General features: G+C 68.0%; 26 protein-coding genes. 19 read left to right on the plus strand and 7 right to left on the minus strand.

All coding sequences use genetic code 11. The annotated features are described in order from the left end of the window. Positions 1-2: 2 nt before the first annotated feature. The 6 genes from rpsR to radA all read left to right on the plus strand — a co-directional run bounded on the left by rpsR (position 3) and on the right by radA (position 6,217). Entirely contained in the window at positions 3-230 is a 228-nt protein-coding gene (gene rpsR / locus U5S82_11810) for a 30S ribosomal protein S18 (protein MDZ7752329.1), read from the plus strand. Between the two features lie 77 nt (positions 231-307). After that, complete coding sequence (locus tag U5S82_11815) at positions 308-1,204, plus strand: hypothetical protein (protein ID MDZ7752330.1); 897 nt, start codon at positions 308-310, stop codon at positions 1,202-1,204. Positions 1,205-1,222: 18 nt separating this feature from the next. Then, positions 1,223-1,672: a 50S ribosomal protein L9 gene (gene rplI / locus U5S82_11820; protein MDZ7752331.1), complete on the plus strand. Its 450-nt coding sequence runs from the start codon at positions 1,223-1,225 to the stop codon at positions 1,670-1,672. 263 nt (positions 1,673-1,935) lie between these two features. Continuing rightward, positions 1,936-3,333, plus strand: coding sequence for a replicative DNA helicase (dnaB, locus tag U5S82_11825; protein ID MDZ7752332.1), 1,398 nt, complete (start codon positions 1,936-1,938; stop codon positions 3,331-3,333). Further along, the gene (alr, locus tag U5S82_11830) at positions 3,330-4,409 is read left to right on the plus strand and encodes an alanine racemase (GenBank protein ID MDZ7752333.1); all 1,080 of its coding nucleotides are present in this window, start codon (positions 3,330-3,332) and stop codon (positions 4,407-4,409) included. Before dnaB ends, alr begins: the two co-directional genes overlap by 4 nt. 434 nt (positions 4,410-4,843) lie before the next feature. Then, a complete protein-coding gene (radA, locus tag U5S82_11835; GenBank protein ID MDZ7752334.1) occupies positions 4,844-6,217 on the plus strand; it encodes a DNA repair protein RadA in 1,374 nt (457 codons plus the stop codon). Between the two features lie 21 nt (positions 6,218-6,238). On the opposite strand, the gene U5S82_11840 is transcribed toward radA, so the two are convergent. From U5S82_11840 to ccsA, 3 genes are read right to left on the minus strand one after another with little or no spacing between them, the layout of a single operon-like run. Continuing rightward, entirely contained in the window at positions 6,239-6,625 is a 387-nt protein-coding gene (locus U5S82_11840; GenBank protein ID MDZ7752335.1) for a PilZ domain-containing protein, read from the minus strand. A gap of 41 nt (positions 6,626-6,666) precedes the next feature. Continuing rightward, a complete protein-coding gene (locus tag U5S82_11845) occupies positions 6,667-7,962 on the minus strand; it encodes an HlyC/CorC family transporter (GenBank protein MDZ7752336.1) in 1,296 nt (431 codons plus the stop codon). A gap of 31 nt (positions 7,963-7,993) precedes the next feature. Then, positions 7,994-8,803, minus strand: coding sequence for a cytochrome c biogenesis protein CcsA (ccsA, locus tag U5S82_11850; GenBank protein ID MDZ7752337.1), 810 nt, complete (start codon positions 8,801-8,803; stop codon positions 7,994-7,996). A gap of 112 nt (positions 8,804-8,915) precedes the next feature. On the opposite strand from ccsA, the gene ffh reads away from it, so the two are divergent. From ffh to xerD, 7 genes are all read left to right on the plus strand, one after another. Then, positions 8,916-10,280, plus strand: a complete 1,365-nt coding sequence (gene ffh, locus U5S82_11855) for a signal recognition particle protein (protein MDZ7752338.1) — start codon at positions 8,916-8,918, stop codon at positions 10,278-10,280. Between the two features lie 121 nt (positions 10,281-10,401). Further along, complete coding sequence (gene rpsP, locus U5S82_11860; protein ID MDZ7752339.1) at positions 10,402-10,644, plus strand: 30S ribosomal protein S16; 243 nt, start codon at positions 10,402-10,404, stop codon at positions 10,642-10,644. A gap of 28 nt (positions 10,645-10,672) precedes the next feature. Beyond that, complete coding sequence (rimM, locus tag U5S82_11865) at positions 10,673-11,188, plus strand: ribosome maturation factor RimM (protein MDZ7752340.1); 516 nt, start codon at positions 10,673-10,675, stop codon at positions 11,186-11,188. Positions 11,189-11,190: 2 nt separating this feature from the next. Next, positions 11,191-11,943, plus strand: coding sequence for a tRNA (guanosine(37)-N1)-methyltransferase TrmD (gene trmD / locus U5S82_11870; GenBank protein MDZ7752341.1), 753 nt, complete (start codon positions 11,191-11,193; stop codon positions 11,941-11,943). 26 nt (positions 11,944-11,969) lie between these two features. After that, a complete protein-coding gene (gene rplS / locus U5S82_11875) occupies positions 11,970-12,314 on the plus strand; it encodes a 50S ribosomal protein L19 (GenBank protein MDZ7752342.1) in 345 nt (114 codons plus the stop codon). 221 nt (positions 12,315-12,535) lie between these two features. Next, complete coding sequence (locus U5S82_11880; protein ID MDZ7752343.1) at positions 12,536-14,305, plus strand: hypothetical protein; 1,770 nt, start codon at positions 12,536-12,538, stop codon at positions 14,303-14,305. A gap of 107 nt (positions 14,306-14,412) precedes the next feature. After that, positions 14,413-15,336, plus strand: coding sequence for a site-specific tyrosine recombinase XerD (xerD, locus tag U5S82_11885; protein ID MDZ7752344.1), 924 nt, complete (start codon positions 14,413-14,415; stop codon positions 15,334-15,336). 495 nt (positions 15,337-15,831) lie between these two features. On the opposite strand, the gene U5S82_11890 is transcribed toward xerD, so the two are convergent. Continuing rightward, on the minus strand, positions 15,832-16,338 hold the full coding sequence (locus tag U5S82_11890) for a hypothetical protein (protein MDZ7752345.1): 507 nt from the start codon (positions 16,336-16,338) through the stop codon (positions 15,832-15,834). 1 nt (position 16,339) lies between these two features. Then, positions 16,340-16,666, minus strand: a complete 327-nt coding sequence (locus tag U5S82_11895) for a UPF0175 family protein (GenBank protein MDZ7752346.1) — start codon at positions 16,664-16,666, stop codon at positions 16,340-16,342. A gap of 272 nt (positions 16,667-16,938) precedes the next feature. Between U5S82_11895 and U5S82_11900 the strand changes: the two genes are divergently transcribed. From U5S82_11900 to U5S82_11915, 4 genes are all read left to right on the plus strand, one after another. Then, the gene (locus U5S82_11900; protein ID MDZ7752347.1) at positions 16,939-17,421 is read left to right on the plus strand and encodes a YajQ family cyclic di-GMP-binding protein; all 483 of its coding nucleotides are present in this window, start codon (positions 16,939-16,941) and stop codon (positions 17,419-17,421) included. 157 nt (positions 17,422-17,578) lie between these two features. Then, positions 17,579-18,289 carry a DsbC family protein gene (locus U5S82_11905; GenBank protein MDZ7752348.1) on the plus strand — a complete coding sequence of 237 codons (711 nt, stop codon included), beginning with the start codon at positions 17,579-17,581 and terminating at the stop codon, positions 18,287-18,289. 2 nt (positions 18,290-18,291) lie between these two features. Beyond that, on the plus strand, positions 18,292-18,675 hold the full coding sequence (locus tag U5S82_11910; GenBank protein MDZ7752349.1) for a hypothetical protein: 384 nt from the start codon (positions 18,292-18,294) through the stop codon (positions 18,673-18,675). Then, complete coding sequence (locus U5S82_11915; protein ID MDZ7752350.1) at positions 18,660-18,842, plus strand: hypothetical protein; 183 nt, start codon at positions 18,660-18,662, stop codon at positions 18,840-18,842. The genes U5S82_11910 and U5S82_11915 overlap by 16 nt, the downstream gene beginning before the upstream one ends. Here U5S82_11915 and U5S82_11920 read toward each other — a convergent pair. Further along, the gene (locus U5S82_11920; GenBank protein MDZ7752351.1) at positions 18,839-19,582 is read right to left on the minus strand and encodes a DUF3108 domain-containing protein; all 744 of its coding nucleotides are present in this window, start codon (positions 19,580-19,582) and stop codon (positions 18,839-18,841) included. The two genes, U5S82_11915 and U5S82_11920, sit on opposite strands and share 4 nt — an antisense overlap. A 132-nt stretch (positions 19,583-19,714) precedes the next feature. Between U5S82_11920 and hldE the strand changes: the two genes are divergently transcribed. Together hldE and waaA are read left to right on the plus strand one after the other, a co-directional pair. Then, entirely contained in the window at positions 19,715-21,142 is a 1,428-nt protein-coding gene (gene hldE / locus U5S82_11925; protein MDZ7752352.1) for a bifunctional D-glycero-beta-D-manno-heptose-7-phosphate kinase/D-glycero-beta-D-manno-heptose 1-phosphate adenylyltransferase HldE, read from the plus strand. Positions 21,143-21,199: 57 nt separating this feature from the next. Then, positions 21,200-22,474, plus strand: coding sequence for a lipid IV(A) 3-deoxy-D-manno-octulosonic acid transferase (gene waaA, locus U5S82_11930; GenBank protein ID MDZ7752353.1), 1,275 nt, complete (start codon positions 21,200-21,202; stop codon positions 22,472-22,474). Between the two features lie 52 nt (positions 22,475-22,526). Here the strand turns inward: waaA and U5S82_11935 are convergent, their stop codons facing one another. Beyond that, positions 22,527-23,852: a TolC family outer membrane protein gene (locus U5S82_11935; protein ID MDZ7752354.1), complete on the minus strand. Its 1,326-nt coding sequence runs from the start codon at positions 23,850-23,852 to the stop codon at positions 22,527-22,529. Positions 23,853-23,858: the final 6 nt, after the last annotated feature.

Here is a 23,858-nt window from a genome sequence, read left to right on the forward strand (position 1 = left end):
GCATGTCCAGATTTTTTCGCCGCCGCAAGTACTGCAGGTTCACTGCCGAGGGAATTACCGAGATCGATTACAAGGATCTCGCCACCCTCAAGGCCTATGTCACCGAGACGGGCAAGATAGTGCCCAGCCGGGTGACGGGCACCAAGGCCCGTTACCAGCGCCAACTGGCCACGGCCGTCAAGCGGGCCCGTTATCTCGCCTTGCTGCCGTTTTCGGACCAGCACGAGTAAAATCGACGAGGGCGTGTCGAGGGGCGGGCAGGGCCTCCGGCGACGCCCGCGGTGAGTCACTGCCCGGCCAACCTACAGTGCGCTTGATCGCCCAATACACGATGCGGGGCCGCTTCCAGGCGGTCACCGTCATCGCGGTTTTCACGGTGTTGTCGCTGTTGGTGGCGCCCCTGGCCTATCTGGGCGCCGGAGCCCTGGTGCTCGTGGCCCTGCGCCACGGCGGGCGCGAGGCCCTGGTGGTGGGAGCCGCAGCCCTGCTGGGCACCGGCCTGCTGGCGACCCTGGCGTTGGGTTCCTTCGTGCCGGCCGTGGCCGTGGCCCTGAGCCTGTGGGTACCGGTCACCCTGCTGGCCCTGGTGCTGCGGGCCACAGGTTCCCAGGAACTGGCGATGTTGACGGCGGGTGCCTTGTCCGCCCTGGTAGTGGTGCTGCTGTATATTTTTCTGGAGTCGCCTGCCGACTGGTGGCGACAGATGCTGGAGGAGATCCTGGCCCCGGCCCTCAGCGGTCAGGGTGTAACCATGGATCCCCAGGCCCTGGACAACATCGCCGCGCTGATGACGGGACTGGTGGCGGTGGCGTCCATGGTGGGCCAGTTGCTGTCCCTGTGGCTGGGTCGCTGGTGGCAGTCGGTGCTCTACAAGCCGGGCGGGTTCGGCGAGGAGTTCCGCGCCCTGCGTCTGCCCCAGGCCCTGGCGCTGGCGACCCTGGTATTGGTCGGTGTCGCCATGGTGGCCCCCGGCGGCTTCGGCCGCTTCGCCGGCGAGTTCGCGATCATCGGCATGGCCCTGTTCGTATTTCAGGGTCTGGCCGTGGTCCATGCCCTGGTGGCCAAGCGGGGCGCTTCCGTGGGCTGGCTGTTCGGAACCTATGTATTGTTGCTGGTGATGGGTGCGCCGGCGACCATTGCCCTGGGTGCGGCGGGGATGGCCGACACCTGGATCGATTTCAGACGCAAGGGACTGCAGGACTAACGCGAAAGGTAGACCGTGATGGACGTCATACTGCTGGAGAAGGTTCACAACCTCGGTGGGTTGGGCGACAGGGTGCGGGTGCGGCCCGGTTATGGCCGCAACTTCCTGGTGCCTCAGGGTAAGGCCGTGGCGGCCACCAAGGAGGCCATCGCCGCCTTCGAGGAGCGGCGGGCCGAGCTGGAGGCCGCCCAGGCCTCTGCCCTGGCTAAGGCCGAGGCGCGCGCCGCGAAGCTGGGTGAGCTGTCCCTGCGCATCGAGCGCAAGGCCGGGGCCGAAGGCAAGCTGTTCGGCTCCGTGGGCACGGCGGATATTGCCGAGGCCGCCGTCGCCGCGGGGGTGGAGCTGGAGAAACAGGAGGTGCTGCTGCCCGAGGGGCCCTTGCGTCATACCGGTGATTTCGAGGTGGAACTCAACGTGGACGGCGAGGTGCGTACCAGCCTGCGCTTGGAGGTGGTGGCGGAGGACTGAACCGGCCGTTGGCCCGGTGCCGGTGGAGATGACGCCGCCGGCGCCACGGCGTAACCTGAGGTCAAGGCTGCGGCCGGACCAGAGGGGCTGATTCAGTCGGTTCCGGCTTGCATCGGCCCGGTCCAGCCGGTGGCACGCCGGCGCCCCCGCGACGGTATCGCTGTGGGAACGTCATGGAGGTCCGGCCCTGGGCCACGTGGGTATCGCTGAATCTTTCGGCGTTTTCCATGGCCCCGCCAGGATCAACCATTCAGGGTGGCACCATGCAGGAAACCGCGTCCCGGTTGCGCGACCTCGATTCACAGACCGCGGCCCTCAAGGTGCCGCCCCATTCCCTCGATGCCGAGCAGTCCGTGCTCGGCGGCTTGCTGCTGGACAACTCCGCCTGGGACCAGATCGCCGACCGGATCTCCAAGGAAGACTTCTATCAGCGCGCCAACGCTCTCATCTTCGGGGCCGTGCGTGCCCTCATCGAGGCGGGCTCGCCCTGCGACCTGGTCACCCTCTCCCAGTGGCTGGAGAGTCGCAACCAACTGGACGACGCCGGCGGGCTGATCTATCTGACCGAACTGGTGGAAAGTACCCCCAGTGCCGCCAACGTCAGGGCCTACGCGGCCATCGTGCGCGAGAAATCGGTGCTGCGCCAACTCATCCGGGTGGGTGGGCAGATCGCCGATGCGGCCTTCAACACCGAGGGCCGGGAGACCCGCGAGTTGCTGGACCACGTGGAACAGCTGGTGTTCCAGATCGCCGACGGCGAGAACCGCGGTCGCGGGGGCTTCTCCGGCATGAGCGACGTGCTGACCCGGGTCATCGAGCGCATCGACGCCCTGCACCAGTCGGGTTCCGCCCTCACCGGGGTGTCCAGCGGTTTCACCGATCTCGACGACAAGACCGCCGGCCTCCAGCGCTCGGACCTCATCATCGTGGCCGGGCGGCCCTCCATGGGCAAGACCAGCTTCGCCATGAAGCTGGCGGAGAACGTGGCCCTGGCGGAGAAGCAGCCGGTGGCGGTGTTCAGCATGGAGATGCCGGCGGAGCAACTGGTGATGCGCATGATCTCCTCCCTGGGGCGCATCAACCAGTCCAAGATCCGCACCGGCCGCCTCACCGACGACGACTGGCCCCGCTTCACCTCCACTACCGCCCTGTTGCGGGACAGCGCCCTGTTCATCGACGATTCCCCCGCTCTTACGCCCACGGATCTGCGGGCCCGGGCACGGCGTCTGAAGCGCGAGAACGGTGATCTCGGGCTCATCATCGTGGACTACCTGCAGCTCATGCAGGTGCCCGGTACCAAGGAGAACCGCACCAACGAGATCTCCGAGATCTCCCGCTCCCTGAAGGCTTTGGCCAAGGAGCTGGACTGCCCGGTGGTGGCCCTGTCCCAGCTCAATCGCAGCCTGGAGCAGCGCACCGACAAGCGCCCCGTGATGTCGGACCTGCGGGAATCCGGCGCCATCGAGCAGGACGCCGATGTCATCCTGTTCGTCTATCGTGACGAGGTCTACCACGAGGACAGCGCCGACAAGGGTATGGCGGAGATCATCATCGGCAAGCAGCGCAACGGGCCCATCGGCATGGTGCGCCTGACCTTCCTGGGGGAGTTCACCAGCTTCGAGAACTACACCTCCGCCTATGATGGGGGAGGCTATTCGTGACCCGCCCCCTGCGGGCCAGAATCCAGCTTCATGCCCTGACCCACAACCTGGCCCGCGTGCGCCGGCTGGCCCCGGCCAGCCGGGTCATGGCGGTGGTCAAGGCCGATGGCTACGGTCACGGCCTGGGGCCCGTGGCCGGTGCCCTGGCGGACGCTGACGCCTTCGGCGTCACCACCCTCGACGAGGCCCTGGCCCTGCGCGCCGCGCTGCCGGCGGCGCGGGTGGTGCTGCTGGAGGGCCACTTCCACCGCGACGAGCTGGGTGTGGTGATGGAGCATGGTCTCGATTTGGTGGTCCACCAGGCCCGCCAGGTGGAGGAGCTGGAGGCCGTGACGGCGGCGGCGGGGCTCGGGGTGTGGCTGAAGGTGGATACCGGCATGTCCCGCCTCGGCTTCGCCCCCGCCGAGGTGGCCTGCCACTGGCAGCGCCTGCGGGACGCGCCGGCGGTGGCGGACGATATCGTCTTCATGACCCACCTGGCCTGCGCCGACGATCGCGATGACCCCATGAGCGTGGGCCAGCAGATGCGCCTCGTCGAGGCCCGGGGCGAACTCCCCGGGGCCTGTTCCATCGCCAATTCGGCGGGCATCGCGGGGTGGCCCGATAGTCACCATGAATGGGTGCGTCCCGGCATCATGCTCTACGGCGTGAGCCCGCTCCAGGGGGTCACGGCCGCGGGTCTCGGCCTCGTCCCGGCGATGGCCCTGGAGTCAAGACTCATCGAGGTTCGCCATTGCCGGGCCGGCGCCACCGTGGGCTATGGCGCCACCTTCCGTTGTCCCGAGGCCATGCCTGTGGGGGTGGTGGCGGCGGGCTACGGCGACGGCTATCCCCGCCATGCCCCCAGCGGCACGCCGGTGCTGGTGGACGGCCACCGGGTACCCCTGGCCGGCCGCGTCTCCATGGACATGATCACGGTGGATCTGCGCACCCGGCCCCACACCCGCATCGGCGATCCCGTGGAACTGTGGGGCCCCGGCCTGCCGGTGGCGGAGGTGGCCGGCGCCGCCGGCACCATCGCCTACGAACTCCTGTGCGGTGTCGCCCCGCGGGTGCCCCGGGAGTACGTGGAATGACGCTTGAATGTCCCCAAGGTGCGCTTGTGGAGGATTGTAGGTCGGGCTTCAGCCCGACAAACTTCCCTATTCAACCCCGCTGTCGGGCTGAAGCCCGACCTACTCAAAGCGTAACCGCGAAAGACGCGAGTGACGCGAAAAGGGAGAAGGTCAGGGAGGAGTGGCAGTTTGAAAAGGCGCAGCGGATCCACCGTTTCGGCGTCAGCAGAGCGGACGCACGGGTGGTAATCTTTTCCCATTTCCCATTTCCCCTTTCCCATTTTCCCTGGGGAGAAGGACAGAGGCGTAGGCCGGCTGCTCCTGGCAGCCGACGGAAACTCGGCGGTTTGCGGGTGCGGATGTCGGTTGCCGAGAGCAACCGACCTACAGACTGCTTGACAGGAAACGGAGTATCTACACTCCGGTCCGGTACCCCTGCCGCGGAGGGCCTGTAGGTGGCTGCCAGGGAGAAACGGCTCTATACCTGCACCGAGTGCGGCGGGCAGCAGCCCAAGTGGGCGGGCCAGTGTCCGGACTGCGGGGCCTGGAACAGCCTCCAGGAGATCGTCGCTGCGGCCCCCGGTGCCGAGCGCCACCGCCGGGGCGGCTTCAGCGGCAGCGCGGGGCAGGGGCGCGATGCCCTGGACCTGGCGGACGTGGATCTGGTGGCCGAGCAGCGGGTCAGCCTCGACATGCCGGAGCTGGAACGGGTGCTGGGAGGCGGGTTGGTGCCGGGCTCGGTGGTGCTGTTGGGCGGGGACCCGGGGATCGGCAAGTCCACCCTGCTGCTGCAGGCCCTAGCCGCCGCCGCCGCGCGGGGGGTGAAGGCCCTGTACGTGACCGGCGAGGAATCGCCCCAGCAGGTGCGGCTGCGGGCCGAACGCCTGGGGCTGTCGGGCGAGGCGGTGCGGCTGCTGGCGGAGACCCAGGTGGAGCGCATCCTGGAGGTGGCGGCCCACGAACGTCCCGGGGTGATGGTCGTCGACTCGGTGCAGACGGTGTTCACGGATCTGCTCCAGTCGGCCCCGGGCAGCGTGGCCCAGGTGCGGGAGAGCACGGCCCAGCTGGTGCGCTTCGCCAAGACCACCGGTTCCACCCTGTTCCTGGCCGGCCACGTCACCAAGGAGGGCGCCCTGGCCGGCCCGCGGGTGCTGGAGCACATGGTGGATACGGTGCTCTATTTCGAGAGCGATGCCGGCAGCCGCTATCGCATTATCCGTGCCATCAAGAACCGCTTCGGGGCGGCCAACGAGCTGGGTGTGTTCGCCATGACCGACGGCGGCCTGAAACCGGTGTCCAACCCTTCGGCCATCTTCCTGTCCCGCCACGATGCCCCGGTTTCGGGGAGTGTCATCACCGTCACCCGTGAGGGCAGCCGGCCCCTGTTGGTGGAGGTCCAGGCCCTGGTGGATGCCTCCCATATCGCCAACCCGCGGCGTGTGACCCTGGGTCTGGACAATAGCCGGCTGGCCATGCTGCTGGCGGTGCTGCACCGCCACGGCGGCATCGCCACCTTCGACCAGGACGTGTTCGTCAACGTGGTGGGCGGGGTGCGCCTCAACGAGACGGGTGCGGATCTGGCCGTGGTGATGGCGGTGCTTTCCAGCTTCCGGGACCGCGACCTGCCGGCGGAGCTGGTGGTGTTCGGCGAGGTGGGCCTGGCGGGCGAGATCCGTCCCGTGCAGGGGGGCGAGGAGCGCCTGCGGGAGGCCGCCAAGCACGGCTTCCGGCGCGCCGTGGTGCCGGCGGCGAACAAGCCGCGCCGGGCCGTCAAGGGCATGGAGGTGATCCCGGCCAAACGCCTGGGCGACGTGCTGGACGTCTTCTGAACTTCCAGCCCCCGCCGTCCGTCACGGTGGCAGCGGGTCGCCCCCCACCAGGTGGGCGAGTTCCCGGTACACCGCCTCGGGGTCGCCCAGGTTGAGGGCCACCAGGCGCTTCAGATGGGTGATGCTGTCCACGTCGATGCCCTCGCAACGCAGCCCCAGGCGCTCACTGTCCCGATGGGCCACGGTGAAATCCATGACGATCCGCGTCTCGCCGTCATCCAGGGGCAGGGTCAGGGTGCCCCGGCTATCCAGCTCCGGGCCCTCGCCGGGCGGGCATTCCACCAGGGCCCCGTGGAGAGAGATGTCCAGTAGGGTGGCCCGGCACGGCGGTCCATCGCCGGCCACCGTGACCGCCATGGCGAAGGGGACCCGACTGAAGCGGCGCTTCTCGCCACGGTTGTCTGACACGCTTCACCTCCTGAGATGAATGGGCCGGCTCGTCACCGGCGTTATGGTGTGCCCTCTCCCTCCCGGGGTGCGGAGGGCTCCGCCAGTTGGGGATTGATGCGTACGCGCCGCACCGCGTTGTCTTTGGTGGCCACGATCTCGATGGGATAGCCGGCGAGCCGCAGGCTGATGCCGGGCTCGGGGATGAATTCCATGTGTTCCAGGATCAGCCCGTTGAGGGTCTTGGGACCGTCGGTGGGCAGGTGCCACTGCATGGCGCGGTTGAGGTCGCGGATGTTGGCGCTGCCGTCCACCAGGTACGTGCCGTCGGCCTGGGCCACCACGTCCGGGGTGAAGGCCGCGGGATCGCTGGTGAACTCGCCCACGATCTCCTCGAGGATGTCCTCCAGGGTCACCAGCCCCTCGACGTCCCCGTACTCGTCCACCACCAGGCCGATGCGGCGCCGCTGGCGCTGAAAGTTGATGAGTTGGGTATGGAGCGGCGTGCCGGAGGGCACGAAGTAGGGCTCCTGGGCCAGCTTCTCCAGGTCCTCCCGGGAGAAGCGGTCCTCCCTGAGCAGGCGCAGGGCCCGCCGCAGGTGGATGATGCCCACCACATGGTTGATATGGCCGCGGTAGAGGGGCAGGCGCGTGTGCTGGCTGCCGCTGATGACGTCCAGCAGCACGTCATCGGGTTCCTCCAGGTTGAGTCCGGCCACCTCGTTACGGGGCACCATGATGTCGTCGACGGTGACCTTCTCCAGGTCGAGGATGCTCACCAGCATGCGCTTGTGGCGCTGGGGGATCATGGCGCCGGCCTCCTTCACCACCGTGCGCAGCTCCTCCTGGCTGAGGGGGGTGTCGGCGGCCCGGTCGGCCCGAATGCCGAACAATCCCAGGAGCCCGTTGGCCAGGCCGTTGATGACCCACACCAGGGGATACAACAGCCACAGCAGGGGCTTCAATACCCACGACGCGGGGAAGGCGATGCGCTCGGGCTCCAGCGCGGCGATGGTCTTGGGCGTCACCTCGGCGAAGATGAGAATGACGATGGTGAGGGCGATGGGGGCCACGGCGATGCCCACCTCGCCGAACAGGCGGATGGCGATGAGGGTGGCGAGGGTGGAGGCCAGGATGTTGGCGAAGTTGTTGCCGAGGAGAATGACGCCGATGAGGCGGTCCGGCCGCTCCAGCAGGGTGCTCACCTGCCGGGCGGAGCGATGGCCGCCCTTGGCGAGATGGCGCAGCCGGTAGCGGTTGATGGCCATCATGCCGGTCTCGGAACCGGAGAAGAAGGCGGACAGGACGATCAGGCCCAGCAGGGCAAGGGCCAGCAGGCCCAGGGGAATGTCACTCATGGCGCGATATCAGGGAGGCATCCAGCCCGGATCAGGTACCGAGGATGAGTTCGAGCACCAGCTTGCTGCCGAAGAAGGCCAGCATGAGGGCGAAGAAGCCGCCCAGGCTCCAGCGGATGGCTTTGCGTCCCCGCCAGCCGAAGCGCCAGCGGCCCCACAGCAACACCCCGAACAACACCCAGGCGACGATGGACAGCACGGTCTTATGGGCTACCTGCTGCTCGAACATGTCGTCCAGGAACATCATGCCGCTGACGATGGCCAGGCTGAGGATGAAAAAGCCCAGGCCGATGATCTGGAACAGCAGTTTCTCCATGGTCTGCAGGGGGGGCAGGGCGCGCAGGAAGCCGCCGGGGTGACGGCGTCGCAGCTGGTGGTCCTGAAACGCCAGCAGCAGGGCCTGCACGGCGGCGATGGTGAGCAGGCTGTAGGCTAGTACGGCCAGCGCGATATGAGATTCCAGCCCCAGTCCGGCGTCCAGCGGCAGGTAGTGGTCGCTGGTGAAGGAGACCGACAGCAACAGGGCCAGGGCCGCAACGGGAAGGGCCAGCAGGCCCAGATTCTCCACCGGCCGGGTAAGCATGCCGGCCAGCAGCAAGACCACGATGACCCATGCTACCAGGGACAGGGCATTGAAGAAGCCGAGGTTGATGCCGGCGCTGGTCACCATCTCCAGGTACAGCACGGCGCTGTGCAGTATCAGGGCCACCAGCCCCAGGGCCAGGAGTTGTGCCTTGATGCGCCGGGGCGGCGGCGGATCCACGAAGAGGCCGGCCGCCACCCGGCCGGTGGCGGCCAGGTAGAAGACCAGTGCGATGAGAGCGAGAGCGAAAGTGTTCATCCAGGAGAGCCGGACCACTCGGAACTTCATGATGGCATACTTGCCGCCATGGATGAAATGATTCGCGGCTTGTTAGAATCTAACACTTTCCCTTCAGCGTAACCGAGCCCCGATGTTCGAGAATCTAAGCGATCGCCTGTCCCGCAGCCTCAAGACCATCCGTGGTCAGGGCCGGATCACCGAGGACAACATCAAGGACACCCTGCGCGAGGTGCGTATGGCCCTGCTGGAGGCCGACGTGGCCCTGCCGGTGGTCAAGGAGTTCGTGGACCGGGTGCGCGAGCGGGCGGTGGGTCAGGAGGTCATGACCAGCCTCACTCCCGGCCAGGAGCTGGTGCGTATCGTCCGGGACGAGCTGGTAACGGTGATGGGCGAGGCCAACGAGTCCCTGGACCTCAAGGCCCAGCCGCCGGCGGTGATCCTGATGGCCGGCCTGCAGGGCTCGGGCAAGACCACCACCGTGGGCAAGTTGGCCAAGCGTTTGACGGAGCGGGACAAGAAGTCGGTGCTGGTGGTGAGCTGTGACGTCTATCGCCCGGCGGCCATCCACCAGTTGGAGACGGTGGCCGGCCAGGTGGGGGTGGAGTTCTTTCCCAGCAGCACCGACCAGCGGCCCGAGGACATCGCCCGGGCGGCCCTGGAGCACGCCCGGCGCAAGTTCGTGGACGTGCTCATCGTGGATACCGCCGGTCGCCTGCACATCGACGAGGCCATGATGGGGGAGATCCAGGCCCTGCACCGTGCCGTGTCGCCGGTGGAGACCCTGTTCGTGGTGGATGCCATGACCGGCCAGGACGCCGCCAACACCGCCAAGGCCTTCGGTGACGCCCTGCCCCTGACGGGCGTGGTGCTCACCAAGACCGACGGCGACGCCCGGGGCGGTGCGGCCCTGTCGGTGCGCCACATCACCGGCAAGCCCATCAAGTTCCTCGGAGTGGGGGAGAAGCTGGCGGCCCTGGAGGCCTTTCACCCGGACCGCGTGGCCTCGCGCATCCTCGGCATGGGAGACGTGCTCACCCTCATCGAGGACGTGGAACGGCAGGTGGACCAGGACCAGGCCCAGAAGCTCGCGAAGAAACTGGCCAAGGGCAAGGGCTTCGACCTCGAGGACTTCGCCGAGCAGCTGCGCCAGATGAAGAAGATGGGGGGCATGGCCGGGCTCATGGACAAGCTGCCCGGCATGTCGGAGGTGCCCGACAAGGTGAAGGGACAGGTGAACGACCGGGAAATGGTGCGCATGGAGGCCATTATCAACTCCATGACGGCCCAGGAACGCCATTTCCCTTCCATCATCAAGGGCTCCCGGCGGCGGCGCATCGCCCAAGGCTCGGGGACCCAGGTGCAGGATGTGAACCGGCTGCTCAAGCAGTTTGCCCAGATGCAGAAGATGATGAAACGCATGAAGAAAAAGGGTGGCCTGGCCAAGATGATGCGCGGCATGAAGGGCGGCATGCCCCCCGGGATGCCCCCGGTCTGAGGACTCCGGACGGCCGCCGCAAAACTATGCTTCTATTCGCGGCCGATAATCAGTAGAATCTTCGCCTTTTCGGTGCCGGGATTCCTTCGGGCGTCCCGCCTACAGTGGATTGACAGCATTTATGGTTACGATTCGTCTGAGCAGGGGTGGGGCCAAGAAGCGGCCTTTCTACCATGTGGTGGTGACCGACAGCCGCAACAGGCGCGACGGCCGCTTCATCGAGCGCATTGGCTTCTACAACCCGGTGGCCGTGGAAGGAGAGGAGGCGGTGCGTATCGACAAGGAGCGCTTCGATCACTGGGTCTCGAAGGGCGCCCAGGCCTCGGAGCGGGTGGCCAAGCTGGTGAGCGCGCTGCCGGCCTGACGGGGTCGACCCCGGGAGCGGCTCCCCGGTGAGCGACGACGAGGCCGGTTCGCGCATCGTCGTGGGCCGGATCAACGGGCTCTACGGCGTGGCCGGCTGGATGCGGGTGTATTCCCACACCGCGCCCCGGGCCGGGATCCTCGACTACTCGCCCTGGTACCTGGAGCAGGCGGGAACCTGCCGGGCCTATGCGGTGGCAGAGGGACGCGTCCACGGCAAGGGCATCGTGGTGCGCCTGGACGGCGTGGCCGACCGGGAGCAGGCCCGCGCCCTGCTGGGCAGCGACATCTCGGTGGAGCGCCGCCGGTTGCCCGCCCTGCCCGAGGGTGAGTTCTACTGGGTGGACCTGCTGGGGCTCGAGGTAGTGACGGTGGCGGGCGCGGTCCTGGGCACGGTGGCGGATTTCATCGAGACCGGGGCCAACGACGTACTGGTGGTGCGGGGTGAACGGGAGCGCCTCGTGCCCTACCTGCCGGACCGGGTGGTCACGGCGGTAGACCGCGGGGCGGGACGCATCACCGTGGATTGGGATCCGGACTTCTGACCATGCACATCGGCGTGGTGACCCTGTTCCCGGAGATGTTCGACGCGGTGCGCTGTTGCGGCATCACCCGCCGTGCCCTGGAGCAGGGCATCATCGCCCTGGACACGTGGAACCCGCGGGACTGGGCGGATGATCGCCACCGCACCGTGGATGACCGGCCTTATGGCGGTGGGCCGGGGATGGTGATGCGGGTGCATCCCCTGCACGACACCATCGTGGCGGCGCGGGAGGCCATGGGCGGATCCGGAGTGACCACGGTCTATATGTCGCCCCAAGGCCGGCGGCTGGATCAGGCCGGGGTGGAGTACCTGGCCGCCATGCCCCGCCTGCTGCTGGTGGCGGGGCGGTACGAAGGGGTGGACGAACGGATCATCGAGGCCACCGTGGACGAAGAATGGTCCCTCGGCGATTACGTGCTGTCGGGGGGCGAGCTGGCGGCCATGGTGGTCATCGATGCCGTCACGCGGCTGCGGCCGGGGGCCCTGGGGCACGAGGACTCGGCGCGGCAGGACTCCTTCGCGGCCGGGTTGCTGGACTGTCCCCACTACAGCCGGCCCGAGGAGGCCCTGGGGCGGCGGGTCCCGCCGGTGCTGCTGGAGGGCAACCACGGCGACATCGCCCGCTGGCGTCTCAAGCAGGCCCTGGGCCGCACATGGCGGCGGCGTCCGGACCTGCTGGCCGGGCGGGTGCTGGACGCGGAGCAGCTGGCATTGCTGGACGAATTCATACGGGAAGCGGAAGACGGGAGCCTTTAGCCTCCCGGACATTTGAGGGTAACGACATGAGCAACATCATCGAAGCACTGGAACAGGAACAGATGACCAAGGACGTGCCGGTTTTCAATCCCGGCGACACCGTGGTGGTCCAGGTGAAAGTGACGGAGGGCACCCGGGAGCGGCTGCAGGCCTTCGAGGGGGTGGTGATCGCCCGCCGCAACCGCGGCCTCAATTCCTCGTTCACGGTGCGCAAGGTCTCCCACGGCGAGGGAGTGGAGCGGGTGTTCCAGACCTACAGCCCGGCGGTCCACGAGATCAAGGTCAAGCGCCGGGGTAAGGTGCGTCGCGCCAAGCTCTACTACCTCCGCGCCCTGCGCGGCAACGCGGCCAAGATCAAGGAAAAGATTTAATGCCCTGTCCCGTACGAATGTTCAAGAGATCGCGCCGGGCGCGTTGAGCCAGGCAAGGCGAGAGGAGGAGTCATAGCACCGCTATGGCGACGACGAACAACGCCGTATGGCTCGGCGAGAACCAGCGAGGATTGAATGATTCTTGCGGGACAGGACATTAGCCCCATGGCGCGGGGCGGGGCCGCCGGAGGGGGCTGTCCGGAGCGGGTGTCATGGTCTGCATGACACCCGTTTTTCGTTGGGTCCGGCCATCGTCCCGTTGCCCCCTGCTGCTGGCACTGTGGCTGCTGGTGGCCCCCGCGGGGGCCACCGGCGAGGCGGTGTCCCTGGAGGAGGTGCGTGCCGTGGCGGCGGCCGGTGCCCCCGGGCTCGCCCTGCGGTTGCTGGACGGGGCCCAGCCCGCCCGTGCCGACGACCCTGCGGCATGGCTGGCCTGGGAACGGGAACGGCTGGTGGTGCTGGAGTCCCGGGGTGCCTGGGGACGATTGGTGGCGCGGGTGGACGGCTACGGGGCCGGCTTGCCGGCCGATTTCCATGGTCACGCCGTGCTGCGCGCCGTGCGGGCCGAGCTGGAACGGGGCCGGGGCGCCGAGGCGCGGCGGCGCCTGCGGGCGCTGCTGTGGTCCGCGCCCCGGCCTGCCGCCGCCGAGGAGGTGCGGCGGCTGGTGATCGAGAGCTACGTGGTGGACGGCGAGGCCGCGGATGCCTTCAAGGCCCTGTTGCGCCACCGCCTGGATTTCGGTGACGGCGCGGAGGCGTGGCGCCGTCTGGCGGCGCGGGTGATGGTGCTGGCGGGCCAGCCCGACGAGGCCCTGGTGACCCTGGAGGAGGTTGCCGGTGACGAGGCCGCCTTCCTGCGGTTGCTGGCGCAGATCCAGGCCGGCCGGTTGGACTGGGAGGCGGGCATGGCGGCGGTGGACGAGGTCGCCACGGACCATGAACTGTCCGCCGGCCGCCATTACCAACTCGCCGTGGCGCTGGCGGATCGTGCCGCCACACCCGCCCAGCGCGTGCTGGCCCTCGAGCGTGCCATGACCCACCGCCGGCTTGCAGGCACGGCACATCTGGTTGCGGCGTCCCCCAAGGCGTTGTGGGATGCCTACGGGACCCATGCCCGCATCCTGTCCAACGTCCACCAGCTCCTCATCGGCCGTTTCGAGACGTGGCTGGAGCTGGCGGCCACCGTCGCGGAGCGGGAGCCGGTGGCGGCACGCAGCCTCTATGCCTTCGTGGCTCGTGGGGCCGAGGACGAGGTATGGCGGCGGCAGGGCGAGACCGCCCTTGTGGCCGCCCTGCGGGCGCTGCCCGGGGGCCTCGAGGTGCTGCGCCAGCTCTATCTGGAAAGGGATGACGGGCCGGAAGCGGCGCGCTTGCCGGAGGCCATCCGCTACGCCCTGGTGGAACAGGCTCTCGCCGCGGGGGACATCCCTCTGGCCTCCGAGATGGCCCGGGATCTCGAGGCGTCGCCGCCCGGTGGTGACGGCTTCGAGTGGCCCCTGCGGCGCGCCCGGGTGCTGGTGCTGGGGGGGCTGCCTGATGAGGGTGCCCGCGTACTGGGGGAGTTGCTGGCCGCCCACCCGGCCTTGGCCCCCAGAGATGTGGACCGCATCAACCAGGTGCTGTTCGAACTCCAGGCGGTGGGGGAGCCGGAGTTGGCCTACGGGCTGTTCGAGGACATGCGGGCGCGGGTGGCCGATGAGCAGCGGCGCCGGGAGATCCACTACTGGATGGCGGAGTCCAGGGAGGCCGCCGGGCAACCCCTGGCGGCCGCGCGCCTGTACCTGCGCTCGGCGGTGTTGCCGGGGCCGCGAGTCATGGATCCCTGGTCCCGGACCGCCCGCTACCGGGCCGCCGAGGCCTTGGCCGAGGCCGGCCTGAACGACGACGCCCGGAATCTCTACGAGACCCTGCTGGCGGTGGCCGCCGAGCCCGAGCGCCAGGCGCTGTTGCGGCGGGCCATCCGGCGTCTGGGATTGCCCGGGAGCCGCTGAACGGCGGTGTGGAATCCGGCTATCTCGTCAGGTATTGCGGGTAACCGGCGCTCTGTCCCGAGACGTTCAGTGACCGGTGTTTGGAATCATCGAGTCAGAGACCGGCAGTGACTTCCACCCTGGATCAGGGCGCGACAAACCGTGCCGAGGCCGGGCAGGGCCTCATCGACGCCTTCCTGGATGCCCTGTGGATGGAGCGGGGCCTGGCCCGTAGCACCCTGGCGGCCTACGGCACCGATCTGCGCATGCTGGCGACATGGCTGGATGCCCGTGGCCTCGGGCTGCTGGAGGCCCGGCGCGAGCACCTGCTGGAATATCTCGCCGGCTTCGCCGCTGCGCCGCCCCGCAGCACCGCCCGGCGGCTGTCCACCCTGCGGCGGTTCTACGGCTACCAGGTGCGGGAGCAGCGTCTCTCGGCGGATCCCAGCGCCAACATTGCCGGACCCCGCCTGGGTCGCGGCCTGCCGGGGGTGTTGTCGGAGGCGGAGGTGGAGGCCCTGCTGGCGGCCCCGGATACGACCACGGTGCTCGGATTGCGGGACCGCGCCATGCTGGAACTGCTCTACGCCACGGGCCTGCGGGTATCCGAACTGGTGGGCCTCGAGATGGCGCGCCTCAGCCGGCGCCAAGGTTTGGTGCGGGTCATGGGCAAGGGTGCCAAGGAGCGGCTGGTACCCTTCGGCGAGGAGGCCGCGGCGTGGCTGGAGCGCTATCTCCAGGACGGCCGGGAAGGGCTCGTTCGGGGACGTCCCACCGGCGTGCTGTTCCCCACCGCCCGCGGCCGCGCCATGACCCGCCAAGCCTTTTGGCACAACATCCGCCGCTACGGTACCGCGGCCGGGATCCGCAAGCATCTCTCCCCCCACACCCTGCGCCACGCCTTCGCTACTCACCTCCTGAACCACGGTGCGGATCTGCGCGCCGTGCAGATGCTGTTGGGTCACAGCGACATCTCCACCACCCAGATCTATACCCACGTGGCCCGCGAGCGCCTCAAAAGACTCCACCAGCAACACCATCCGAGGGGGTGAGCCGCGACCGTTGTGATTCGATGCATGCTTGGGGAAAAGGGAAAAGGGAAAAGGGAAAAGGGGAATAGTGAATAGTGAATAGTGAATAGTGAATAGTGAATAGTGAATAGTGAATAGTGAATAGTGAATAGGGAAATCGGAATGGTGAATAGGGAATAGTGAATAGGGAAATGGGCAAGAGAAGTGGGAAATGGGAAATGGGAAATAGTCACCCCGGCGTCCGAGCGGGGGCACCGCTCGGCTAGTCCCACCCTGCGTGTCTCCCTGGCGTTAACTTCGTCGCGTCACTCGCGCCTTTCGCGGTTAGGCTCTTGGCTGTTCGCCCCGGCCTTTTCCTTTTCGTGCAGTTTCGTGTCTTTCGTGGTGACGCTTTTCCCGGCCCTGCGCGTCATACGGAGGGCGGTGCTTCAGTCTCGGCGGGTACCACCTTGAAGAACCGGGCGGGTGGGGCCAGGGGCAGGCCGCCCGTCAGGGCCTGCCGCTGGTGGGGCTCCATTATCGTTGGTGCCTTGCACCTTCGATCTCATCGACCCGCTCGACGAATGCCGCATACAGTGGGTTGGACAGGCGAAACCCGCTGTCGACGGCCTTGTGCACCACGGCTTTCACTTCCGCGGCGGAGCAAACGCCCGACTCCACCGCGAGACACAGCACGCCCACCAGGCCTACTACGGGTATCCCCATCATGCGGGCGATGGTGCGGCCCTTTTTCTCGTCCACCAGGAGGGGAATGCGAAGTTCCTTGGCCAGGGCGATGGCCTCGGCCTCACCCGGGTCCAACAGTGCCTGCAGTTCCTCCAATACGTCACCTCGAGGTGACGCGACGACCCTCAAGAAGCGGTGCTGGGCCATCAGATCCTCGACCCTGGCATCACCCCGCAACCATTCCTCGTAGACGGTCGGCGGCAGCAATATGCGTTCGAAACACGCCCCCAGGATGGCGATGCGTTGTTGTCTGGCGAGTACGATCAGCGCCGTCGTGTCGCTGACGATGCTGTCCATGTCAGCGCGTTTTCAACCCCAGGGTTTCGAGGTCCTGATCGAGGTCGTAATCGGCGATGGCGATGCCCAGGCATGCCAACAGCCGCATCGTCTCTTCCTTGGACTTGTCGAACACCTGGGCCACCTGGCCGAGGGACAGGTCGCCCGCCTCGAAGGAACGGATGGCAAGCCATTTTTTCAAGCCCAGGTCGAGGACGCCATCCTCGAAGGCCGAGGCGATGCCGATCGGCTTGCCGCGTTTGGTGATCAGCAGGTATTCCCGGTCCTCCAGGGCCTTGCTGAGCAGGGAGGGATTGGTTCTGAGTTCTTTGATGCCGACGGCGCGCATTGGAAGTACTCCGCTAAAGGGGTACTTCAAGTCTAGCACGACGGTCCGCGGTGGACTGAGTCAGCGCCCATGGACGCGATGGTCGTTCCGCAGGGCAGGCCCGGTGCGCACGGGCACGATAACCTCGATGGTGCCTTGGTGGGAACCCCGCTACGAGCTTATACTGCAGCGCCTCCGACCTCGAAGGAAGATGAAAAACGCGTTGCCCTGAGATATGGGGCCTTCACTGCATGCCCCCGCCGGGGGTGGCCGACAATCCCGGGAGCCTGACAATGCCATCGTTCGATGTGGTGTCCGAGGTGGACATGCACGAGATCACCAACGCCGTGGACCAGACCAACCGCGAGGTCGCCACCCGTTTCGATTTCAAGGGCAGCGACGCCCGGGTGGAGATGGTCGAGGGCGGCCTCTCCCTGGAAGGCGAAAACGAGTTCCAGCTGGACCAGATGATGTCCATTCTCGAGACCAAACTGGCCAAGCGCAAGGTGGACATCAACGCCCTGGATCCCGGCGAGGTGCAGGAGAGCAACCGCCGCGCGCGCCGCCCCATCACCCTGCGCCAGGGCATAGACAAGGAACTGGCCCGGCGCATCGTCAAACAGGTGAAGGAGAGCAAGCTCAAGGTCCAGGCCTCGGTGCAGGGGGAGCAGGTGCGGGTGACGGGCAAAAAGCGCGACGAGTTGCAGCAGATCATCGCCTTGTTAAAGGAACAGAAATTCGACCAGCCATTGCAGTTCATCAACTTTCGCGACTGACGGCGGTCTCATGGGGAACGACCAGGGAACGACCAGGGAACGACCAGGGAAGGACCAGGGAAGGACCGGCAAATACGGCCCTTTCCCGAAAGGCCGGACCATGGTCTCGTCGGCGCCGCGCCGGCGGACTCACCGCAGACATCTTTTGGAGCACCAGATGAAGAAGATCCTAACCACCCTGTGCCTTGCCTCCATCACCCTGGGGGTCGGCGCCGCGCCGGACGACGTGCCCGACAGCGTCATGGAGGCGGCACGGATGGTGTCGCCCCATGGGGCCGACGCGGTGCGACCCGCGCCGCTCGACGGTTTCTACGAGCTGGTGTTCGGCTCCCGCATCGTCTATGTCTCGGAGGATGGACGGTATCTGCTGGTGGGGCAGCTCTACGACACCCGGGAAGGAAAGAATCTGACGGACCAGCGCATGAACGGTATCCGGCTGGATATGATCAACGGCGTGGCCGGGGATTCGATGATTCGCTTCGCCCCGGATAAACCGCGCCACGAGGTCTACGTGTTCACCGATACCCGCTGCGGCTACTGCCGCAAGCTGCACGACGAGGTGTCCGAACTCAACGCCCTCGGCGTGGCCGTGAACTATCTCGCCTATCCCGCCCTCAGCCCCCGGTCCCGCCCCGACGCCATCGCGGTATGGTGTGCCGACGACAGGCAAGCGGCCATGACCCGGGCCAAGACCGGGAAGACGGTGGAGCCCCAGGAGTGCGCCCACCCGGTGGACGAGCATTTCCGCCTGGGCAAGGCCATGGGTGTGCGGGGTACGCCGGCCATCGTCCTGGAGACGGGCGAGCTGCTGCCCGGCTATGTGCCCGCCCGGAAGCTGGCCCAGCAGCTCGAACAGGGCGGAGGTTGACCATGGCGGCCGTGACCCCTGCGCGGGTGGAGGCCTTTGCACGGGATGTCCTCGGGTGCCAGTGTCCGGCGGAGGTGTTCGCCCGGGTCCGGGTGGACGAGGCGCCCAACGTGGGCGACGTGGTGCTGCGGGACCGCATCACCGTGGGGGACCGCTTGCTCATCTATGTGGTGGAGGGCGACCGCGTCGACGGCGCTGGTGGCGTCACGGAGCTTTGCCAGCGGGGCGCCGCGGAGCGGGATGCGCGGGGACTCCATCGCTTTCGTCTGGTGATCGCGGGTGATGACGGAGCGGATAAGGGGCATACGGCCATGGCTGATCTCCCGGACGACCGCTGCCACATCCATCGTGTCAGCCGCGAGGAGGCCGCATGGGGGGACGCGTGATCGTCCTGCTGCTTCTGGTGGTGGCGGGTACGGCCTGGGCCGGCTGGTACGTGCGCCGGCGCGACCCCATCGCGGCGGGCCTGCTGTTCGCCTTCTCGGCCACCCTGGCCGTGCTACTGGCGGCCGCCTTCTTCGGCTTCATCGGCGGCTCGCCCAACGGCGCCTAGTCGGAATCTTCCCGCGCCAAAGCCCGAATGCCTTTCAGGGACTCCAGGGTCATGGCCAGCACGTCGCCGTCCTTTTCGTCCTGCTGGACCTTCACCGGCAGGTAGTCCAGTTCGGGGGCGGCCCACAGGGTGGTGTGGCGCTTGCCTTTGGGGTCCTGCCGGTAGAGCCTGACGGTGTGGAAGGTGCCCAAGGGGGTGTCGAGGCGCTCCCGTGCCTGGCGTTCGATGGCATATTCCTTCAGATAACCGCCATCGGCGATGGGGTAGACGAGATCCCGGGCGCCCCGTGCCAGGTCCTGCATGAGGGCCAGGAGATAGACCAGCTTGTCCTGGGTGCCGGCCGTGACATCGAGCTTCCAGCTGTTGCCCTCATGGCGGTTGATGGCCTGGCCTGCATCCCAATCGAAGATGACCTCCACCTCCCGGGCCTTCCGCCCGGTGCGCACATAACGATATGCCAGCGGCCGCACGCGGCCCTCGTGGTGAGTCCACAGGCTCTGCTCCGTGCGCCTGCCCGAAAACAGCAGGGACATGAAGCCCGTGGCCCGGGTCTCGGAGCGGAAACGGTACCGTCCCTCATCCACGGCATCGAGGGTCCAGGTGGTGCGGCCGATACTGCTGCCATTGCTGGTCACGGCGAACTCGGCCATGAAGGACTCGGGCAGGGCGGCGGCGGTGCCTCCGGCGCCCAGGCACAGCAGCGCCGCCAGGACGCGGGTCAGAAGGGAAGATGAGGGCATAAAACTGATCCTAGCGGGCATCGTGGCTCCCGGCCAGCCCGCCGCGGCATGGGCCGGCGGTGCCCTGTGGTAGACTCGCGCCACCCCAGACGCCGTGCCTTCGCCGTGCCCGCCACCCCCCATGATCCGACCGTGCCCGACTTCAGCCGCGTGACCGCGCTGGTGGTGGGCGACGTCATGCTGGACCGCTACTGGTACGGCGCCACCTCCCGCATATCGCCCGAGGCCCCCGTGCCGGTGGTGCACGTGCAGGACGTGGAGGAGCGCGCCGGCGGAGCGGGTAACGTGGCGGTCAACGTCACCGCCCTGGGCGCGCGCGCGGTGCTGGTGGGGATCGTCGGCGATGACGGCGCCGCCACCAGTCTCGAGGCCCTGCTGGACGCCCATGGCGTGACCCGCCGGCTCGAGCGCCGGCCGGGCCATGCCACGGTCACCAAGCTGCGGGTGGTGAGCCGCCATCAGCAACTCCTGCGCCTGGATTTCGAGGATCGGCGCACGGGGGGTGTTACTCTGGAGCCACGACTGATGGCCGCGGACGCGGTCCAGGTGATGGTGCTGTCGGACTACGCCAAGGGTGCCCTGGAGGACCCCGCGCCCCTGATCCGCGACGCCCGCGACCGCGGCATACCGGTGGTGGTGGACCCCAAGGGGCGCGATTTCCACAAGTACCGCGGTGCCACGGTGCTGACCCCCAATCTCGCCGAATTCGAGGGCATGGCGGGCGCCTGCGCGGACCTGGAGACCCTGGAGACCCGGGGGGCGCGGCTGCGGGAGGAACTCGAACTCGAGGCCCTGCTGATCACCCGCAGCGAACACGGCATGACCCTCGTCACGGCCGGCGGCGCCCGGCACATCCCGGCGCGGGTGCGGGATGTGTTCGATGTCACGGGTGCCGGTGATACCGTGGTGGCCACCCTGGCCGCCGCCCTGGGCGCCGGTCTCGACTTCGACCCGGCGGCGCGCCTGGCCAACTTGGCGGCGGGCCTGGTGGTGGGCAAGCTGGGTACCGCGTCGGTGAGCCGTGCCGAGCTGCGGGGCGCGGTGCAGGAGCAGGAGGGGCGCGGCAGCGGCGTGGTGGACGAATCGTCTCTGCTGGCGCTGGTGGACGGGGCCCGGCGCAAAGGCCAGCGGGTGGTGATGACCAACGGCTGTTTCGACATCCTCCATGCGGGCCACGTGCGCTATCTGGAGCAGGCGCGGGCCCTCGGCGACCGCCTGGTGGTGGCCGTGAACGACGATGCCTCCGTGAAGCGTCTCAAGGGTCACGACAGGCCCATCAACCCCCTGTCCCGGCGCGCCGCCGTCCTGGACGCCCTGGCGGCGGTGGACTGGGTGGTGCCCTTCCCGGAGGACACGCCGGAGCGTCTCATCTGTGCGGTACGTCCCGGGGTGCTGGTGAAGGGCGGTGACTACCGCCCCGAGGATATCGCCGGAGCGGACTGTGTGCGCGCCCGGGGTGGCGAGGTGGTGGTGCTCGATTTCCTCGAGGGCTGCTCCACCACCGACATCATCGAGGCGGTCAAGGGGCGGGTGCGGGAGCCCGGCGCCGAATCGTCGTGACCCCGTGTTGCGGTGACTCGGAGGTGGCGGTCCCCCGGCCTCCCGGCCACTGATCCCGTGCGTGCCCTCTATACCGCCGCCCTGTTCCTGGCCCAGCCTCTCGTCGCCTTCCATCTGGCCTGGCGTGGGCTGCGCAATCGTGGCTACTGGCGCCACTGGCCCCAGCGTTTCGGCCTGCCGCCAGCCGCCATAAAGGGTCCCTACGACCTGTGGATCCACGCGGTGTCGGTGGGTGAGACCCAGGTGGCCCTGCCCCTCGTTCGTACCCTGCAGCGGCGCCGGCCGGGGCTGCGGGTGCTGGTGACCACCACCACCCCCACGGGCATGGCGCGCCTGCGCGAGGCCGGCGCCGGGGCCTTCGAACTGTGCTACCTGCCCCAGGATCTGCCGCCCATGGTGGGGCGTTTCCTCGACCGGGTGCGGCCTCGGCTCGCGGTCTTCGTGGAGACCGAATTGTGGCCCAATTACCTGGCCGCCCTGGCGCAGAGACGGACGCGGGTGGTGTTGGCCAATGCCCGGCTGTCGGAGCGCTCCCGGCGCGGTTATGCCCGCTTCGGGGCGCTGACCCGGGAGATGCTCGGCAACCTGTCCGTGGCCGCGGCCCAGTCCGCTGCCGACGGCGCCCGCCTGGCGGCCCTGGGGCTGCCACTAGAGCGTCTCGTGGTGACCGGCAGCGTCAAGTTCGATCAGGAGATCCCCGCCAGCATCAGGGAGAAGGCCCAGGTGTTGCGCCGGCGCATGGGGGTGGAGCGGGAGGTATGGATCGCCGCCAGCACCCATGAGGGCGAGGAAGAGGCGGTGTTGGAGGCCCACGAGCGGTTGCGGCGGTGCTTTCCCGATGCCCTGCTGCTCCTGGTGCCCCGCCATCCCGAGCGCTTCGAGCGGGTCCATGGCCTGGCGGTGCGCAGGGGCTTCGCCACCGCCAGACGCACGGACTCTGGCGCGGACTGGCGGGCCGCCGAGGTGGTCATCGGCGACACCATGGGCGAACTCCTGCTGTTCTACGCCGCCGCCGATGTGGCCTTTGTCGGCGGCAGCCTGGTGGCGCGAGGCGGCCACAACGTGCTGGAACCCGCCGCCCTGGGACTGCCCGTCGTCACCGGACCCCATGTGTTCAATTTCCAGGAGATTACGGATCTGCTGGTGGACCGTGGCGCCGCCGTGCGCCTGGCGGGCGGCGAGCGGTTGGCCGGCGTGGTGGAGGAGTGGCTGGGCGATGCCAACCTGCGCCATCGCGTGGGGGCGTGTGGCCGCCGGGTGGTGGTGGAGAACCGGGGCGCCCTGGGGCGCCTGGCCGATACCCTGGAGCACCTGCTCGACGCTCCGCACTGAATCCGGGGCCGGGGGGCTGCTCTACCATGCGAGGGAATGAAGAAGGTGAGGCCTATTGTTCCAACCAGCTGCTGAAGTACTCGATATCCTCGGGGGAGAGGGTGCCGGCGGCGAGTTTCAGGGCCAGACTGTTGATGACGTAGTCATAGCGTGACGCCGCCAGGTCGCGGCTGGCGCGGAAACGGTCCACCTGGGCATTCACCACGTCCACCGTGGTACGCGTCCCCACCTGAAAGCCGGCTTCCGTGGCCTTGAGGGCGGTCTGGGTGGATACCAGGGACTGCTTGAAGGCCTTGATGCGGCTGATGTCGGCCAGCACGCCGAGGTAGGCGTCCCGGGCCAGCCGCTGGGCCGCCCGCCGCGCCTGCTCGCGCTGATCCGTGGCCTGCCGGTAGAGATGGCGGGCCTCCTCCACCCTGGACGAGGCGAAGCCACCGGAGTACAGGGGTACCGCCAGTTCGAGTCCGATGGCGTCGGTCTTGTTGGTGGAACCGCCGAAGTTGCCGCCCCCGCTGTTGTTGTAGGAGCGGCTGGCCACCACGTCCAGGGTGGGGTAGTGGCCGTCGGCGCTGCGCCGGCGGATCTCTTCGCGGGCGTTTTCCGCGGCGAACTGCGCGGCCTGGAGATTGAGGTTCTGCTCCAGGGCGATGGCGGTCCAGGCATCGATGTCCTCGGGGTCGGGGCGCTCCAGGGGCAGGTCGTCCTTGAAGCCCTGCACCTCGTCGTGGTACTCGCCGATGATCTCCCGCAGGGCCTCGTGGGCGTTGGCGATGTCGTTTTCCGCCCGGATCTCGTCGGTCACCGCCAGATCGTAGGCGGCCTTGGCCTCCTCCACGTCGGTGATGGCGATGAGGCCCACCTCGAAGCGCTGTTCCGCCTGGTTGAGCTGGCGGCCGATGGCCTCCTTGGTCTTGCGCACGAACTCCAGGTTGTCCTCGGCGCGCAGCACGTCCAGGTAACGGCTGGTGATGCGCTGGATGAGGTCCTGGTGGGCCGCGTCCAGCACCGCGTTGGCCTGCTGGATACTGAGGTCCGCCTGTTCCAGCTGTACCCAGCGGTCCCAGCGGAACACCGGTTGGCGCAGGGAGAGCTGATAGCCGTGGCTGTTGAACTTTTCACTGCCGCTGCCGGCTCTGAACTGCGAACTGCTCTCCTGGTCGTTATAGCTAGTGTTGCCGGTGGCCTGGGCGTTGGGCAGCAGGCCCGCCAGGGCCTGGGGACGAGCCTCCTGGGCGGCGCGATTGGCGGCCTGGGCGGCCAGGTATTCCGGGTCGTTGGCCAAGGCCAACTCGTAGGCCTCGAGTAGATCGAGGGCGGACACCGTGAAAGGGGCGAACGCGAGGGCGGCCCCCAGAAACAGGGTCTTGATGGGTTTCACGGCGAA

It is taken from the genome of Gammaproteobacteria bacterium, assembly GCA_034522055.1.
Lineage (GTDB): Bacteria > Pseudomonadota > Gammaproteobacteria > JAABTG01 > JAABTG01 > JAABTG01.

Coding starts and splice junctions, on each gene's coding strand:
- rpsR (MDZ7752329.1), top strand. CDS start 3: ATGTCCAGATTTTTTCGCCGCCGCAAGTACTGCAGGTTCACTGCCGAG.
- rplI (MDZ7752331.1), top strand. CDS start 1,223: ATGGACGTCATACTGCTGGAGAAGGTTCACAACCTCGGTGGGTTGGGC.
- dnaB (MDZ7752332.1), top strand. CDS start 1,936: ATGCAGGAAACCGCGTCCCGGTTGCGCGACCTCGATTCACAGACCGCG.
- U5S82_11845 (MDZ7752336.1), bottom strand. CDS start 7,962: ATGAGTGACATTCCCCTGGGCCTGCTGGCCCTTGCCCTGCTGGGCCTG.
- ccsA (MDZ7752337.1), bottom strand. CDS start 8,803: ATGAACACTTTCGCTCTCGCTCTCATCGCACTGGTCTTCTACCTGGCC.
- ffh (MDZ7752338.1), top strand. CDS start 8,916: ATGTTCGAGAATCTAAGCGATCGCCTGTCCCGCAGCCTCAAGACCATC.
- rpsP (MDZ7752339.1), top strand. CDS start 10,402: ATGGTTACGATTCGTCTGAGCAGGGGTGGGGCCAAGAAGCGGCCTTTC.
- trmD (MDZ7752341.1), top strand. CDS start 11,191: ATGCACATCGGCGTGGTGACCCTGTTCCCGGAGATGTTCGACGCGGTG.
- rplS (MDZ7752342.1), top strand. CDS start 11,970: ATGAGCAACATCATCGAAGCACTGGAACAGGAACAGATGACCAAGGAC.
- U5S82_11880 (MDZ7752343.1), top strand. CDS start 12,536: ATGACACCCGTTTTTCGTTGGGTCCGGCCATCGTCCCGTTGCCCCCTG.
- U5S82_11890 (MDZ7752345.1), bottom strand. CDS start 16,338: ATGGACAGCATCGTCAGCGACACGACGGCGCTGATCGTACTCGCCAGA.
- U5S82_11895 (MDZ7752346.1), bottom strand. CDS start 16,666: ATGCGCGCCGTCGGCATCAAAGAACTCAGAACCAATCCCTCCCTGCTC.
- U5S82_11900 (MDZ7752347.1), top strand. CDS start 16,939: ATGCCATCGTTCGATGTGGTGTCCGAGGTGGACATGCACGAGATCACC.
- U5S82_11905 (MDZ7752348.1), top strand. CDS start 17,579: ATGAAGAAGATCCTAACCACCCTGTGCCTTGCCTCCATCACCCTGGGG.
- U5S82_11910 (MDZ7752349.1), top strand. CDS start 18,292: ATGGCGGCCGTGACCCCTGCGCGGGTGGAGGCCTTTGCACGGGATGTC.
- U5S82_11915 (MDZ7752350.1), top strand. CDS start 18,660: ATGGGGGGACGCGTGATCGTCCTGCTGCTTCTGGTGGTGGCGGGTACG.
- U5S82_11920 (MDZ7752351.1), bottom strand. CDS start 19,582: ATGCCCTCATCTTCCCTTCTGACCCGCGTCCTGGCGGCGCTGCTGTGC.